The 15847-nt window shown below is 68.7% G+C and carries 6 protein-coding genes and 3 pseudogenes; 3 read left to right on the top strand and 6 right to left on the bottom strand.

All coding sequences use genetic code 11. The annotated features are described in order from the left end of the window. Positions 1-20: 20 nt before the first annotated feature. The 3 genes from R9Z33_RS17675 to R9Z33_RS17665 are packed head-to-tail and all read right to left on the bottom strand — an operon-like array spanning position 21 to position 2370. Positions 21-800, bottom strand: a complete 780-nt coding sequence (locus R9Z33_RS17675) for an enoyl-CoA hydratase/isomerase family protein (protein ID WP_318647888.1) — start codon at positions 798-800, stop codon at positions 21-23. 2 nt (positions 801-802) lie between these two features. After that, the gene (locus R9Z33_RS17670) at positions 803-1213 is read right to left on the bottom strand and encodes a Zn-ribbon domain-containing OB-fold protein (RefSeq protein WP_318647887.1); all 411 of its coding nucleotides are present in this window, start codon (positions 1211-1213) and stop codon (positions 803-805) included. Then, entirely contained in the window at positions 1210-2370 is a 1161-nt protein-coding gene (locus tag R9Z33_RS17665) for a thiolase C-terminal domain-containing protein (RefSeq protein ID WP_318647886.1), read from the bottom strand. The genes R9Z33_RS17670 and R9Z33_RS17665 overlap by 4 nt, the downstream gene beginning before the upstream one ends. Before the next feature lie 126 nt (positions 2371-2496). On the opposite strand from R9Z33_RS17665, the gene R9Z33_RS17660 reads away from it, so the two are divergent. Next, entirely contained in the window at positions 2497-3357 is an 861-nt protein-coding gene (locus R9Z33_RS17660) for a LysR family transcriptional regulator (protein WP_318647885.1), read from the top strand. Between the two features lie 826 nt (positions 3358-4183). Continuing rightward, positions 4184-4968 (top strand): annotated as a pseudogene (locus R9Z33_RS17655) (transposase); the annotation flags it as partial. Between the two features lie 135 nt (positions 4969-5103). On the opposite strand, the gene R9Z33_RS17650 reads toward R9Z33_RS17655, so the two are convergent. After that, positions 5104-9156, bottom strand: a complete 4053-nt coding sequence (locus tag R9Z33_RS17650; protein ID WP_318647884.1) for an autotransporter domain-containing protein — start codon at positions 9154-9156, stop codon at positions 5104-5106. Between the two features lie 273 nt (positions 9157-9429). On the opposite strand from R9Z33_RS17650, the pseudogene R9Z33_RS17645 reads away from it, so the two are divergent. Then, a pseudogene (locus tag R9Z33_RS17645) lies at positions 9430-10012 on the top strand (IS5 family transposase). 184 nt (positions 10013-10196) lie between these two features. On the opposite strand, the gene R9Z33_RS17640 reads toward R9Z33_RS17645, so the two are convergent. Then, complete coding sequence (locus R9Z33_RS17640) at positions 10197-14822, bottom strand: FG-GAP-like repeat-containing protein (protein WP_318647883.1); 4626 nt, start codon at positions 14820-14822, stop codon at positions 10197-10199. Positions 14823-14863: 41 nt separating this feature from the next. Beyond that, positions 14864-15460 (bottom strand): annotated as a pseudogene (locus R9Z33_RS17635) (tripartite tricarboxylate transporter substrate-binding protein); the annotation flags it as partial. Positions 15461-15847 lie beyond the last annotated feature (387 nt).

The raw sequence follows: 15847 nt of genomic DNA, 5'->3' as shown, positions 1-15847 counted from the left end.
CTTTCCCCGGCCGGTTCAGCTCAGACGCCCTGGCCGGGGTTCTTCACCCCGGCGGCGAAGCGCGCATTGCCCTCGGCCTGGGCGGTGGTCTTCGAGCGGATGGTGAGGTTCACCATCTGCCCATGATCCATCGCCTCCTGCCAATCGGTGATGAAGGCGGGGATGCGCTCCAGCGCCTTCTTGCTCTCGCTGAGCGCGACCGCGTCGAACTGCGCGATCTTCTGCGCCAGGGCCTGCGCCGTGGGCAGCAGTGCTGCGGGTTCCACGCATTGGTTCACCATGCCCCAGCGCTCGGCCGTCGCACCATCAATGCGGTTGGTGGTCAGCACCAGCCAGGCCGCCTGCTTGCGCGTCACGCCGGAGAGCTGAATGGCGGGGCCGGCCATGCCGGGATAGGTGGAGAAGCCCATCTCCGGGCAGCCGATGCTGGCCTCCGTGCTGGCGATGGCAAGGTCGCAGCAATTGATCATCGTGGCGCCGCCGCCCAGCGCCAGGCCGTTCACGGCGGCGATGAAGATGGCGGGATGTGCCTTGATCGCCATGTTCACGGCGATCCACTCCTCGCCCGCGCCCTCGATGCCCTGGGCACGGTCGGCCTCGCGCTCCTTCAGGTCCATGCCCGCGCAGAAGGCCACGCCCGTGCCCGTCAGGATGATGGCCTTGGCCGCGCCGCGCAGCTCCTCGAAGGCGCGGAGCAGGCCCTGGCGCGTGGCGCGGTTCATGGCGTTGCGCTGGCGCTCACGGTTCACCTGGATCTGCGCCCAGCCTTCGCCGCGGGTGATGATGAGCTCGTCGGTCATGCTCATGCCTCTGGCCCGAATTGCGGCAGGACGAAGCCCTCCGGCCCGCCGGGAAAGCGCACGGAAAGGCGCTGGCCGATCTTCGCGTCGGCGGCGCTCATGCCGTCGAGATTCGTGAGCAGGAAGGGGCCCTCGTCCAGCTTCACCATGGCGACGGGATAGGGCAGCTCGTCGCGCATCCCGGGGAAGTAGTTCTGGTGGAAGACGACGAAGGACCAGAGCTCGCCGCGGCCGGAGGCGATGATCCATTCCCATTCCGGCCGCCCGGTGAAGGGCGAGACGGGGCCGGGCGGGAAGAAGCACTGGCCGGTGCTGGTGCAGCGCTGCAGGATCAGGCGACCCTCCTTGCAGGCCTCCCAGAAGGGGCGGTTCCAGTTGTCCACCAGCGGCTTGGGGCGCGTCTGCAGGCTCATGCGTCGTCCCTCCGGAAGAGGATGCTTTGCGCGATGTGGGTGGCGCAGATGTATTGCATCGCCTTGGCGTCCGGGATCTGCCGCGCGCCGCAATCGCCGCGCAGCTGGCGGATGCATTCGGCGATGACGCCCCAGCCCTGCATGTAGCTGTCGGAGAGATGCCCGCCCGAGGTGTTGGTCGGCCAGCGCCCGGTGCCGAGCTGCAGCGTGCCGTCCTTCACGAAATCCCCGCTCTCGCCCTGGCCGCAGAAGCCCAGGCCCTCCAGGCTGAACATCACGGTGGGCGTGAAATTGTCGTAGATGCCGAGGCCCTGCACATCCTCGCGGCCGAAGCCCGCGCGGTCATAGACGCTGCGGCAGGCGGAGAGGGTGGGGTACCAGTAGTCGTCGGCCGGCGCGCCGCCATAGGAGAAGCGGTCCTGCCGGGCATAGCCCGAAAGTAGGACGGGCGGGCGCTTCATGTCGCGCGCACGCTCTGCGCTCGTCATGATCCAGGCGACGCCGCCATCATTGATCAGGCAGTAGTCGAGCAGCTTCAGCGGTTCGCAGATCGGCCGCGCGGTGGCGTGTTCCTCGAGCGTGATCGGCTTGCCATGCATCACCGCGTCGGGGTTCAGGCAGGCGTGGTTGCGGAAGGCCAGCGAGACATGGCCGAGATCGGCATGCGTCGTGCCGAAATCATGCATGTGCCGGCGCCACATCATGCTGTGGATGGCGCCCGGGCTGGTCATGCCCCAGGGGCTCCAGAGGCTGTCGCCGCCGCCATAGTTCATGCGCACGCTGCGGCCATTGTTGCCGTAGACCAGTGCCACGGTCTTGGCCGCCCCCGTCGCGATGGCCTGCGCCGCGAGGGCCAGCGAGACGCCGGAGAAGCGCCCGGGAGTCTCGGTCAGAAGGCAATATTGCGGGTTGATGCCCATCATCTCCGCGAAGCGCTCGTAGGAGGGGATGCGGCTGACGATCAGGCCATCAATGTCGCCCGGCGTGAGGCCGGCGTCGTCGAGTGCCGCGTTCAGCGCCTCGCAGCCCAGGCCGTAGCTGTCGGTGTCGGGGAAGTTGCCGTAGCGCGTGGTGCCGATGCCCGCAAAGGCGATCTTGTCCCGCATGGGCCATGCATCGCTGAGCGCGGGCGCGGCGAGGGTGTCTCGGCCGGTCATGTTCCTGGATGTTCCTCATCGTGGCGGGCTGTGTCCGTCCCGCTTGGCACGGAGCCTGGACGCCTTCGGCCAGGAACCCAAGCGCGGGATTGGCACCCTACCCAAACCTCAGGTATGGCTGTGCAAATGGCCGTCCCGCTCCCGCCGCTGAACGCGCTCCATGCCCTCGCGCTGATCGGCGAGACGGGCAGCCTCTCGGCCGCGGCGCTGCGGCTCAATGTGACGCAGCCGGCCATCAGCAAGCGCATCCGCGTGCTGGAGGCGCTGCTGGGCCAGACGCTGCTGCATCGCGGCGCCAACAGCGCGACGCTGACCGAGGAGGGTGCGCGCTATGCCGAGGCGCTGCGCAGCGCCTTCGCGGCGATGCAGGCGGCGACGGCGGAACTGACCGCGGGCGGGGCGCCCTTGCGCGTGCGGGCCTATACCACCTGGGCTATGCGCTGGCTGATCCCCCGCCTGCCCAGGCTGCGGGCGCTGCATCCGGGACTGCAGATCGAGGTCAGCGCCTCGACCGCGCCGGTGGATTTCGCGCGGGATGCGGTGGATGCCGCGATCCGCACCGCGGAGCACCGGCCGCCCGGCGCGATCCTGCTGCAATCCCTCAGCGTGGCACCCTTCGCCGTGCCGGCCCTGGCGCGCCAGGCGAAGCGCCAGGGCCTCGGCGGGCTTTCGCTCTTCGGCAGCGTGGTGCGCCCTGAGGATTGGCGCGTCTGGGCGGATGCGACCGGCACGCCGCTCTCGGCCACGCCACTGCTCTTCGCCAGCACCTCGCTCGCGATCCAGGCCGCACTCGAGGGGCTGGGCGCGGTCATCGCCTCGCCCGACTTGGTGGCCGAGGATGTGCGCCGCCGTCGCCTCATGGCCATCACGCCGCGCGCCGTCCAGACAGGGGACCACTACTGGCTGCTGCTGCCGACCGGAGCGCAGCGGGCCGATACACTGCTGTTTCGCGACTGGCTGCTGCGCGAGATGGGCGTGACGGGGTGAGCGCCGCGTCAGCGGCTGGGGGTCCCGCGCGCCAACGGCAGGGCGCGCTTCGGGTCGCCGCGGCTCCGTGCCGGGCATCGCGCCCGATCGGACACGCTGAAGCTCGTCGGGGTTGGCCTCGACGTTGTCGCGCTCCAGGACGGGATGGCCGGGCGCCGGGAAGGTGCGAGCGGATCACGGGTTCTGCGCCGCGCCTTCCCGCGAAGCTGCTGTAAGCGATCAATCAACGCGGGGTTGCTCTGTCCAGGGATGGCGCGGCGGATGCGGCTGTCTGTGGCGACATCAAGCGCCTGGAGCCCTCGGTGTTGCGGCACCTCGGACGTGTATCGACCTCCTCGATCGAGGGCTCGGGAGACCCGCGCATGGCGTCTGCCGCCTTAGGGGTGTGTTCCTTGAGGAGGACGCATCCGCGGATCGCTGATGGCCGGGCCGGACAGCCGGGCTGGGCGCTCTCCTGACCGTCCGCGATCCGGCGAGGGCTCATGCAGACCACAGAAATCCCGCGCTGGTGGTGGATGAGAAGAGAAGCTGAACCGACACGACACGGGGCGGAACCGCCTTCTCCATAAGCCGAACCCTGTCCCCGCATCCCAACAAATCCGTCAAATCAAAAGATTGTCGAGTTTCGTGCTACCAAATCAACGCTTGGTATCCCGACTGCCCGGGCAGGGTCTCGCCCTGCGCGCCTATATGCACGTCTGGTGCGGATGGCCGCCGAGCAGCTCGGTCAGGCCGCCTGCGTCTCCACACCCTCGATGGCGGACAGGGTGACCCTGCCCCCTGATGTTCCCGGTCGGAAATACAGTTCGTCGACAGGAGACGGACGATGAAGCGGTCAAGGCTCACGCAGGAACAGATCATCGGGTTGTTCAAGGAGCATCAGGCTGGCACCACAGTAGTGGATTTGTGCCGCAAGCACGGCGTCAGCGATGCGACGTTCTACATGTGGCGTCCGAACTGCGGCGGCATGGCAGTGTCGGACGCCCGCAAGCCGAAGGGGTTGGAGGAAGAGAACGCCCTGCTGAAGAAGCTGCTGGCTCAGTCCATCCTCGACGTGTCGACGCTGCGGGTGATGTTGGCAGAAGCTTCTGACGCCCCGCTCGCGGCGTGCAGCCGTAACCTGGACGATCCGGGAAAAAAACGATGCGCAGCGTCGCGCCTGCAGCTCGGTGGGCATAGCGCAACGGATCTACCGCTATGCGTCGCGGCGGTCCCCGGCTGCGAGCTCTGGCAGGAGAGCGGCGACGGTTCGGCTATCGCCGCCCTCACATTTGCTCGCTCGAGAGGGCCAGTGTGAACCAGAAAAAGCTGTTCCGGCTATGTTGGTCGGAGCGGCTCGGCGTGCGCAAGCGAGGATGCCGAAAGCGCGCCCTGGGCAAGCGCGTGCCAATGGCCTTGCCGCAGGGGACGCATCAGCGCTGGTCTCCGGACTTCGTCTCCGACGCGCCGGGTTGCAGGCACCGGTTCCGGATCCTGGGCGTGGTGGACGACTTCACGCGGGAGCGCCTGGCGCTTGTGGCCGACACGTCGCTGTCGGGACCGCGGGCCGCACGAGAACTCAACCGGATCGTGGCGTTGCGTGACGCTCCACCTCCGGATCGAGGGACCGATCGATCGGACGCCAAGACAAAGACTGTCGCAGCATGCCCTCTCTCCCGAGGAGGAAGCGGATCGGCTTGCTTCCGTTGGGCAAGAGGCTCACCACCGCGACGCAAGCAAGCAGCCCGCCCTTGAGGAAGACGAGGCTCAGAAGGTGTATCGGAGCCTGGCCGTCCCGGCGAGCTGGGTGACATTGCCGGAGAATTCGCCATCCACCCGCGCCCCCAGCGTCCAGCCTCGCGTGAGGGGCATCTCCACCCCTGCCGAGACGAGCGCCGCATTGGCATCCGCCCGGGCGCCCCGCACCACGAAGCCTGCATCCGGCAGGCTCGCGAAGGTCACCGTCATCGCCGCATCGCGCACCAGGTAGCTGGCCCAGGCCGCCCGCAGGAAACTCTGCACCGGCAGCGTGCCGAGCTGCACCGAGCCCCGCAACTGCCCACCCAGCTCCGTCCGCAGCGAGGTCTGGCTTTGCCCGGCCACCGTGAGGCCCGTCGCGGTGCCGGCCACGAGGCCGCTTTCGGTGTAGCCCTGGTTGTTGACCTGCTGCCACTGGATCGCCACCAGCGGCTGGAGCCGGAAGCCGCCCGCCACCAAGCCATCCTGCCGCGCCTCGGCCCGCAACGAGGTGACGCGCGCGCTGAACCCCGCCCGCTGCTGATCGCTGCCAAGGGCATATTGCGTGCGGCTGCTGTCAACATCCATGAGCGTGACGGCGCCCGCGCCGGCCAGCGTGAAGCTGCCAAGGCGCGTGCTGCCATAGGCGCCGATCTGGCCCAGATTGGCCGAGGCGCTACCCTGGCCGCTCGCCAGCGCGGCGCTGCTCTCACCCACCGCGATGGCCAGACCCAGCATGCCCTGCGCGCCGATCAGATGGTCCATGCCGAGCACGAAGCCTGTCATCCGCGTGGTGCGGCTGGCCGAGCCATCCTGCGCGTCGCCCGTCGTGCGGTTGTAGGCGCCCATCGCGCTGCCCCAGACGGCGTATCGCTTGCCGTCTGAAGGGAGGGCATCGGACCCATCGCTGCCGGCACTCAGCCTTCCGCCAAGCTGGCTCGCACGCCCATGGCCAAGCGGGTCCAGCAGCGCGGCGAGGAACTGCTCACCCGCGGCGAAGCCCATGGCGCCGATGCTGGTCGCGACCTCGCCCGAGAGTTGGTTCACCGCGAAGCCGATGGTGGCGGCCGGCTGGCTGTAGACGGGGAAGAGCGGATTGAGGTTGCCGCCGGCGCGGTTGGCGGCATCCAGCGCGGCTGCCGTGGCGCGCAGATTATGGGTCAGGAAGCCGGGGATGCCGGGCGCCCGCGCGACGGTGGGCGCAGCCGGGTCTGTGGCTGTGGGCCCAGGGGTGAGCTCTGGCGTGGCCAGCAGGATTGCTGGCGTCAGGGCCAGCTGGACCTGGGTCGCGGTGACGCTCACCGTCGGCGTGACACCTGCGCCGAAACTGCCGGCCGTCGTGACCGTCGCGAAGCTCCCGGTGATGCTGCCGGCCTGGATGATGACGTAGGTGGTATCGAACCTGTAGCTCCCGCCGAGCGGCAGCAAGCGCAGCGTGCCGCCGAGGGACGCGTTGCCCGTCACGTTGATCCGGTCGATCGCGCTGCCCTCGATCTCGATGGCGGTGGTGGAGCCGCTGTCCAGGGTAAGCCCGGCCAGGTTGATCGTGCCGATGGAATTCCCCGGCGCCATGGTCCCGCCTGCCGGTACGGTGACCGCGCCCATCTGGCCCGAGCCCCCAAGCGTGGCGCCGGCAGCCACGGTGATGACCGAGGCGCTGGAGATGGAGCCGTTCACCGAGAGCGTGCCGGAATTCACCACGGTCGGGCCGGTATAGGTGTTCGCCCCGGTCAGGATCAGGTTGCCGGTGCCGTTCTGCTGCAAGCCGCCAGGGCCGGAGATCGCGCCGGCGAAGGTCACGTTGTCACTGCGGGCGAAGCTCAGCGTGCCGTTGTTCACGACATTCCCCGCGAGGCTGCCGGTTGTGCCGCCATTGCCGATGTTCAGCCGTGCCCCGCTGCCGATCGTGGTGCCGCCGCCATGGCCGAGGCTGCCTGTCGCGGTCACCGTGCCCGAGGCCAGGCTGAGCGCGCCGGTGCCGGTCATGTTGTTCGGAAGGCTGATCGCATCGGGCCGGGCGAAGCCCAGCGTGCCGTTGTTCACGATCGCGCCGGCGCCGAGCGTCCCGCTGGCCGCGCCATCGCCGACCCGCAATGTGCCGCCCGCGATGGTCGTGGTGCCCGCATAAGTGTTGGCGCCGGTCAGGGTCAGCGTGCCCGGTCCCATCTGGACGAGGCTGCCCGTGCCGCTGATCGCCTCCGCCATGCTGACGGCGTCACTGCGGTGGAAGGCCAGCGTGCCATTGTTCTCGACGGCGCCGGGCACGGAGCCCGTGGTGCCGCCCTGGCCCAGTTGCAGTGTGGCGCCGGCCTCGATCGTGGTGCCGCCGCTGAAGGTATTGCTGCCTGAGAGGATGGTGGCGCCACCCGCGAGCCGCAGCGCGGCGCCGCCCGAGATCACGCCCGAGAAGCTGCTGTCGCCGTTCAGGCTCAACCGCCCACTGCCCGGCAACTGGACCGCGCCGCCGCCATCGAGCGTGGCGGCCGCCAGCACGCCGCTCAGCCCGGTGAGGTTCAGTGTCGCGCCGCTGGCCACCTCGAAGCGCGCGGTGCCGCCCGAGAACAGCCCGGCGGTGGTGAGCACCAGCGTCCCCGCCTGCACCCGGGTCGGGCCGGTGTAGCTGAGCGTGCCGCCCAGCGTGGTGGTGCCGGTGCCGTTGTGGATGAGGCCGCCCGTGCCCGAGATCGCATTGTTCATCGTGAGCGTGTTGGAGCGGTTGAGGATGAGCGTGCCATCATTGGTGATCGGGCCGGTGCCCAGGCTGCCCGTCGTGCCGCCGGCGCCGATCTGCAGCGTGGCGCCCGTGTTGATGGCCGTCATGCGGGGCGCGCCGGTGCCCGTGTAGATCAGCGTGCCCTGGCCCGCCACCGTGAAGCCGGCGATCGGGGTGCCACTCTGGGTGATGCTCCCGGTCAGGGTCAGCACCGTGCCGAGCGCGGGGGCGAAGACGCCGCCGTTGAGGGCGCTGAGGGTGATGACGCGGCTGCTGGAGAAGCTCGCCGTGGTGATCAACCGGCTGTTGCCCGTCACCCGCAGCCCCACCCCGCTATTGACCTGGCCGAGCGCCGCATCCGCTGCCACCGAGACGGCGCCCGAGAGGAGGATCGTGCCGCCCGAATAGGTGTTCGCCCCGCTCAGCGTCACCATGCCCGTGCCATCGATTTCCAAGCTGCCCCCACCGGAAATGACGTTGGAGATCGTCACATCCGTGGCCTGGGCGAGGGTGAGGCTGGAGCCGGTGCCGATGCTGATGCCGCCGTTCAGGGAGCCGCCCGGCGCGATGGTCAGGCGATGCGCGCCGGTGGTGCCGGTGCTGAGCGCGAAGCCCTGCGCTCCGCCATTGCCCGCCAATCCGCCCGAGACGGCCGCGCCGATGACCAGGTTCGTCGTGAAGATGGTGCCGATGGCGATGCCCGCGCCGCCGGCGCCGGCCGCGGCCGGCGAGGTGGCATTGCCGCCATTGCCGCCGGTGACCGCGGCATTGATCGTCACCCTTGTCACGGCGGATCCGAGATGGAGGCCGGTGCCGCCCGCGCCGCCACCGCCATTCAGCCCGCCCCCGCCGCCGCTGCCACCATTGCCGCCATCGCCGCCGGTGAGGGTCGCGTTCAGGGTTGCGGTGCCGGGATTGGATGTCACGGCGGCCCCCCAGCCGCCCGCGCCGCCGCCGCCGCCGCTGCCACCCGCGCTGCCTTGGCCGCCCTGACCGCCCTGACCACCCGTGGTCGGCGCGCTGGGCAGGAGCATGCCCACGGCGCCATGGGCGCCGCCGCCGCCGCCCGAAGCGCCAACGCCGGCCCCATCCTGGCCGGCCGCGCCGGCTGCACCGGCGGTGGCGCCGCCAGCCCCGCCCGCGCCCGCGCCTGCCGAGCCACCGGCGCCGCCCGTGGCGCCGGCCCCGCCGCCACCACCACCAGCGGTTCCAGTCCGGTTGCCGCCGGCGCCCCCGGTTGCCGTGGCGCTGTTCGTCCCGCCGGCGCCGCCATTGCCGCCCGCGCCGCCGGTGCTCCATGCCGGTTGTGCCAGGGACATCACGGCCACCAGCGCGGTGGTGGCGAGCAGAGCGGCAGGCAGGCGCTTCATCGGATTCTCCGAAACATGCGCTGGCGATGGCCCGAGACTCGGGCCTCAACCAGTTCGCACCTTCGGGTACGCTCAGACCTGTAAACACCGGATGACCGGCCGCACCGGTTTCATGAAAGGTGATCGACACGCGCGGGGCATCATCCGCCCGAGCCGTTCAGCCAACACGATGAGGGGATTTCCGCTCCGAGGGACGGCTAGGTTCCGCACTCTCAAACCTTGTGTCGCGCGTGCCGGATTGATTCAACGCTTCTGAATGTTGGGAGCCCTGGGATGGCGCGGTTCGACCTGACAGATGGGGAATGGGCGATCATCTCGCCCCTGCGGCCGAACAAACCACGCGGCGTCGTGCGAGTGGACGACCGGCGCGTGCTGAACGCGATCTTCTACGTGCCGCGTACCGGCTCGCCCAGGCGGGACCGGCCGGAGCGCTACGGCCCCTACACGACGGCCCAAAACCGCGACAACCGCTGGGCCAAGGCGGGCGTGCGGCTTCGCATCTTCGAGGCGCTTGCGGCTCGTTCGCCGCAGTCCCTACATCTGATCGACAGCTCGATTGTACGCGCCCACCAGCGTGCGGCAGGCGGAAAAAAGGGGGGCGGATCACGCCATTGGTCGCTCCCGTGGGGGACTGAGCACGAAGACCAACGCCGTGGTCGACGGGTCTGGGCTACCCATCGCGCTCTCCATCGCCCCGGGCCAGCCCTCCGACAAGGCTACCGTGTCCGACCTCGTCGAGCGCTTCTTCAACAAGCGGAAGCACTTCCGACGTATCGCTATCCGCTTCGACAAGCTCGCCCGCAACGACCTCGCCGCCGCTCGCCTCTGGGTGCGGGCCGACGAGTCCACGACCTAAGCGGCCAGCCGCAAATCAAGCCGTCTGCGTGTCTCCGCATCCATCTTGATCTGCACACACAACGCCTCAGCCAAACAGCTGAAGCGCTTTGCATTTCCAGCACCCGAAACAGAAGGAGCGCCCTCCGCCAAGGCGAGGATCGCTCCCAAGGCACCGCGCACCTCAATCCGAAGCTCGCCCGGGCCTACAGCCAGATGCTACTCGTGGTCAGCGTGGCGACGCCCAGAAGCATGATGCCGAAATCGGCCACGCCATCGCCATTCACGTCACCCTGAAGGGCACCATCGGCGAAGCGTAGCTGTCCCGCGACACCGCCGAACCGCGCGCCGCCAATCCAGGCGAAAGCTTGGTTCCCGGCCAGAAGCGTGTCCGCGTCAATGGCGCGAAGATCATACCGATCGCCGTCCGCCCGGCCAAAGTCGGTCACCACGTCTCCGTCTGCTTCGGCTATGCTGCGGAAGACGAAGACGTCAGCGCCAGTGCCACCCGTCAAGCGATCCCATCCCAGGCCGCCATCCAGCCGGTCTGCTCCTTCGCCGCCGAGCAGCGTGTCGCTGCCGGCGCCACCATAAAGCGAGTCGTTGCCTTCTCTGCCATCGAGGATGTTGCCGCCTGCATTGCCGTCCAAGCGATTGGCCAGTGCGTTGGCGGTGCCGTTCGTGTCGCCCGTGCCCGTCAGACTTAGCCGCTCCATTTCGGCGGCCAACGTCCAGCTGAGCGAACTCATGACGCGGTCAAGGCCCCCACCCGCAGCCTCGACCGTCTGATCGCCCGGGTCGTCCACGATGTAAGTGTCATCATTGGCGCCACCTAGCATCCGGTCGGCGCCCAGCCCGCCATCCATCAGGTCATGGCCTTCGCCGCCCAACAGGGAGTCGGTCCCTGCGCCGCCATAGAGCGAGTCGTTGCCCTCTCTGCCATCGAGCATGTTGGCGCCTGCATTGCCGTCCAAGCGATTGGCCCGCGCGTTGCCGGTACCGTTGATGTCGCCCGTGCCCTTCAGACTCAGCCGCTCCACTTCGGCGGCAAGTGTCCAACTGAGCGAACTCACGACGCGGTCACGGCCTTCACCCGCCGCCTCGACCGTCTGATCGCCCGGGTCGTCCACGATGTAGGTGTCATCATTGGCGCCACCTGCCATCCGGTCGGCGCCCAGGCCCCCGTCCAGCCGGTCGGCGCCGTTGCCGCCGAGCAGCGTGTCATTGCCGGCGCCGCCATACAGCGAGTCGTTGTCCTCTCTGCCATCGAGGATATTGGCGCCGCCATTGCCTTCCAGCCGATTGGCCAGGGCATTCCCAGTGCCGTTGATGTCGCCCGTGCCCGTCAGGCTCAGCCGCTCCACCTCGGCCGCCAGCGTCCAGCCGAGTGAACTCACGACGCGGTCAAAGCCGCCGGCGGTCAGCTCGACCGTGGCGTCGGCCAAATGGTCCACGACATAGGTGTCGTTCCCTGTACCGCCTTCCATGCTGTCGGCACCCAGCACGCCATTGAGCAAGTCATCGCCCCCGCCGCCGAACAGGGTGTCATTCGCGTTCGTTCCGACCAGCCTGTCTTTGCCGGGGCCACCCAGGCGGATCACACCGTCGGGAACATCCGTGACGGTGATGGTCAACGCCTGCGTGGTTCCCACCGTCCCGTCGTTGGCGATGAGCGTGACGTCATAGTCGTTGTCGCGATCGGCATCGCCGGGCGCTTCGAAATCGGGAGGAGTGGCGAAGCTGATCGCCCCGTTGGTCGGGTTGATCCTGAACCTTGCCGCGTCGGCGCCGGAGAGGGACCAGGTGAACTCCGTGGTGCCGTCGCGATCGTGGGCGGAGGCCTGATGAATGACGCCCCCTGCATCCTCGCGGACGCTGACGCGGGCGGCGGAGGTGATGGTGGGCGCATCATTCTCCGCGGTGACGGTGACCGTGATCCTCGGCAGTTGCGACGTGTTCCGCCATGTGAGGAAGGTTCCATCGAACATGCCCGAGACGAGGTCGAGGTCGTCATCGCCGTCGAGGTCGGCGAAGGTTGCCGCGCTGAACTCCCCGCTGGTGAGTCCGTTGAAGGGATTGTCGCTGCCGGTGAGTTCGATGAAGACAGGTGCCTCGCTGTCGCCGGTGTTTTGCCAGGCCCGGATCCCTTCGAAGTAGTTGCCCGAGACGAGGTCGAGGTCGAGATCGCCGTCGAGGTCCAGGAAGCGGGGCCCGGCGAAGATGCCGCCGGACAGGCCGGCGAGGGGATTCGCGCTGCCGGCCAGCGGGGTGAAGACCGGCGCCGCATGGCTGCCGGTGTTGCGCCAGAAGCCCAGCTCCCCGAACAGGCTGCCCGAGGCGAGGTCGAGGTCGCCATCGGCATCGAGGTCCACGAACTCCGGTGCGGTGTATCCGATCACCATCTGGAGACGGGCGAAGGGGTTGTCGCTGTCGGTGAGGGGGTTGAAGACGGGCGCGGTGGTGCTGCCCGTGTTGCGCCAGGCGAGGAACTCGCCGGCGGCATTGCCCGAGACGAGGTCGAGATCGCCATCGCCGTCGAGGTCGACGAAGCTTGGCGCGCTGAATTGACCCGCATCCAGGCCGTTGAAGGGATTGTCGCTGCCGGTGAGAGGGGTGAACTCGGGCGCGCTGGCGCTGCCCGTGTTGCGCCAGGCGCGGAACTCGCCGCTCGCATGGCCAGCGACCAGGTCGAGATCGCCGTCGCCGTCCAGGTCCGCGAAGACCGGCCGGCTCGCACCGCCGCCATCCAGGCCGACAAGCGGATTGTCACCGCCCGTGAGCGACGTCAGGACGCCGATGCCTCGGCCCAGCTCTCGCCCGGCGCCGTCCACGACGTTGATCGTCAGGTCGCGTGTGGTGGTCGGCGTGTCGCTGACATTGGCATAGGCGAGGCGCTGGATCAGCGCATCCACCGCCGCCCCGGTCGCATCGGTGTTGAAGGTGACGGTGAAATCGGCGCCGACCCCGCCGGCGAAGCGACCGATGGTGAGGCCGCCATGGAGCACATCCTGGCCGCGCAGGCTGATCTGCCCGCCACCGCTCTCTTCCAGGATCGAGATGCGATCTTCCGCGAGCAGACCTGAGACCACCAGCCGTCCGCCAGCCAGCGGGAGGTCGAGCGTGGTGATGACGTCCGCGTCCAGCAGTTGCGGCGCACCGTTCACCGTGTTCTCGGCAAAGGCCGCGGCGGGGCCGAGGCCCGTCAGCGCGGAGCGTTCGATCACATTCGTCACTGTGATCGCCACGGCCTGCGGCAGTCCGTCGGTCGTGCCGTCACGGGCGGTGATGGTGATCTCGTAGACGTTGTCGCCATCCGCATCGCCTGGCGCCTCGAAATCCGGCGCTGCGCGGAAGGTCACCTCACCGGTGGCGCTGATGGCGAACAGAAGTGCATCCGGGCCACCGAGCGACCAGGTGAAGCTGCCGCCCCCGTCGGCGTCCGTGGCGGCCGCCTGATAGACGGGGCCGGTGGCGTTCTCGGCCCAGCTGGCCGTCGTGGCAGAGGTGATGATGGGCCCATCATTCTCCGCGGTGACGGTGACGGTGATGCGGGGGACCGGCGTTGCACCGTTGCGCCATGTGAGGAGGGTCCCGTCGAACATGGCTGCGACGAGGTCGAGGTCGTCATCGCCGTCGAGGTCGGCGAAGGTTGCCGCGCTGAATTCCCCGGTGGTGAATCCGTTGAAGGGATTGTCGCTGCCGGTAAGCTCGATGAAGACGGGTGTCGCGCTGTCGCCGATGTTTTGCCAGGCCCGGATGCCTGCGAAGTAGTCGCCCGAGACGAGGTCGAGGTCGAGATCGCCGTCGAGGTCCAGGAAGCGAGGCCCGGCGAAGATGCCGGCGGACAGGCCGGAGAGGGGATTTGCGCTGCCGACCAGCGGGGTGAAGACCGGCGCCGCATGGCTGCCGGTGTTGCGCCAGAGGCCCAGGTCCCCGAACAGGCTGCCCGAGACGAGGTCGAGGTCGCCATCGGCATCGAGGTCCACGAACTCCGGTGCGGTGTATCCGATCACCATCTGGAGACGGGCGAAGGGGTTGTCGCTGTCGGTGAGGGGAGTGAAGACGGGCGCGGTGGCGCTGCCGGTGTTGCGCCAGGCGAGGAACGCGCCGGCGGCATTGCCCGAGACGAGGTCGAGATCGCCATCGCCGTCGAAGTCGACGAAGCTAGGCGCACTGCGTTGACCCGCATCCAGGCCGTTGAAGGGATTGTCGCTGCCGGTGAGAGGGGTGAACTCGGGCGCGGTGGCGCTGCCGGTGTTGCGCCAGGCGAGGAACTCGCCGGTAGCGTTGCCCGAGACGAGGTCGGCATCGCCGTCACCGTCGAGGTCCACGAAGGCCGGCCGGCTCGCATCCCCGCCACCTCGGCCGGCAAGCGGATTATCACCGCCCGTCAGTGATGTCAGGGGGCCGATCGCGTTCAGGCCCCGGCCCGCGGCATCGAACAGGTTCACGGTAAGGGTGCGCGTGGCGGTCGGCGTGTCGCTGACATTGGCATAGGCGAGGCGTTGGATGATCGCATCCACTGCCAATTCGGTCGCGTCGGCGTTGAAGGTGACGGTGAAATCGGCGCCGACGCCGCCGGCGAGGCGACCGATGGTGAGACCGTCATGGAGCACGTCCTGACCGAACAGGCTGATCTGCCCGCCGCCGCCCTCTTCGAGGATCGAGATGCGATCCTCCGCGAGCAGGCCAGAGACCACCAGCCGTCCGCCAGCCAGGGAAGCGCCCAGCGTGAACGTGACGTCCGAATCCAGCAGCCGCGGGGCGGCGTTGGTGTCGCTCTCGCGGAAGTTGATGGCCCCGGTCAGGCCGGTAAGTTGCGAACCAGCCATGGCTTTCGCCCTGCGTCGGGGTTAACGGAAAATGATAATATTCAAATTATAGCTGCGGTCCCTGGGCTGTCCATTCCCATGCCTGGAACCTGAACCCTCGGTTCGGAGCAGACCCCGCTGCGGCAATCATGTTCTGGCACCCCCGTGGGGTGACGATGTCCAGCCATGATCGCCCCGGCTGGGTCCATGCGTGCGCGGACGGCAGGGGCGCGGGCCGAGACCGCGGCCACCGCCGCCCACCGCGTGATGCCCGCTGCAGGCGTGCCGGTCGCGGTGAAGAGGCCGTTCCAGTCGTTCATCTCGAAGCCAGGGAACCCCGATTCCGCGATGGTTGGCACATCGGGCAGGGAGGCGATGCGCTCCAGGCTCGTTACCGCCAGGATTCGCGCGCGCCCGGCCTGCACGGGTGGCCGGATGGAGGAGGTGGTGATCAGCGCCGCCTCGATGCTGCCGGCCATGATGTCGCGCGCCGCATCCGCGCCTCCGCGGTAAGGCGCATGCACGAGGCGGATGCCGGCCTTCTGCTCGAAGGCGGCGAGCGCCAGATGCGCCATGCCGGCCGCTGGCGGCGTCCCGACACTGATCGTGTTCGGCCGCGCCTTCGCCACCGCAATGAACTCGGCGAGGTTCCGGGCGGGGAAGTATCGACGAGCTGTTCGACGTGGCGGCCCTGCCGGGGGGGCGCAACCCTTCCGCCATCGGGATCTGGGGCGCGGAAATCCGCCGCGTGCTGTCGATCGAGCCGGGCTGAGGCGGCACGCGCCGCTATCGCGGTTGCCCCGTTAGTCTGTGCCCCGTTCAGATGCAGACGATGGTGGGTTGGGATCGTCGCTTGCGCGTCGCCGCATCCATCTTGATCGACACACACAACGCCTCAGCCACACAGCTGAGACGTTTTGCGCTTAAGGGCCCCGACACAGAACGAGCACCCGCCGCCAACGCGATGATCGCGCCCAAGGCACCACGGACTTCAATCTGAAGATCTTCGCCCCAGGAACCAGGCGGATCACCGCAACCAGCCCAAG

This window comes from Sediminicoccus rosea (genome assembly GCF_033547095.1).
Classification (GTDB): domain Bacteria; phylum Pseudomonadota; class Alphaproteobacteria; order Acetobacterales; family Acetobacteraceae; genus Roseococcus; species Roseococcus rosea.
The sequence above is the reverse complement of the archived record's forward strand: the minus strand, read 5'-3'. Positions and strand labels throughout refer to the sequence as shown.

What these genes read in the sequence shown, in the direction of transcription:
- R9Z33_RS17675 (WP_318647888.1), bottom strand. Translation starts at nt 800, where the DNA reads ATGACCGACGAGCTCATCATCACCCGCGGCGAAGGCTGGGCGCAGATC.
- R9Z33_RS17670 (WP_318647887.1), bottom strand. Translation starts at nt 1,213, where the DNA reads ATGAGCCTGCAGACGCGCCCCAAGCCGCTGGTGGACAACTGGAACCGC.
- R9Z33_RS17665 (WP_318647886.1), bottom strand. Translation starts at nt 2,370, where the DNA reads ATGACCGGCCGAGACACCCTCGCCGCGCCCGCGCTCAGCGATGCATGG.
- R9Z33_RS17660 (WP_318647885.1), top strand. Translation starts at nt 2,497, where the DNA reads ATGGCCGTCCCGCTCCCGCCGCTGAACGCGCTCCATGCCCTCGCGCTG.
- R9Z33_RS17650 (WP_318647884.1), bottom strand. Translation starts at nt 9,156, where the DNA reads ATGAAGCGCCTGCCTGCCGCTCTGCTCGCCACCACCGCGCTGGTGGCC.
- R9Z33_RS17640 (WP_318647883.1), bottom strand. Translation starts at nt 14,822, where the DNA reads ATGGCTGGTTCGCAACTTACCGGCCTGACCGGGGCCATCAACTTCCGC.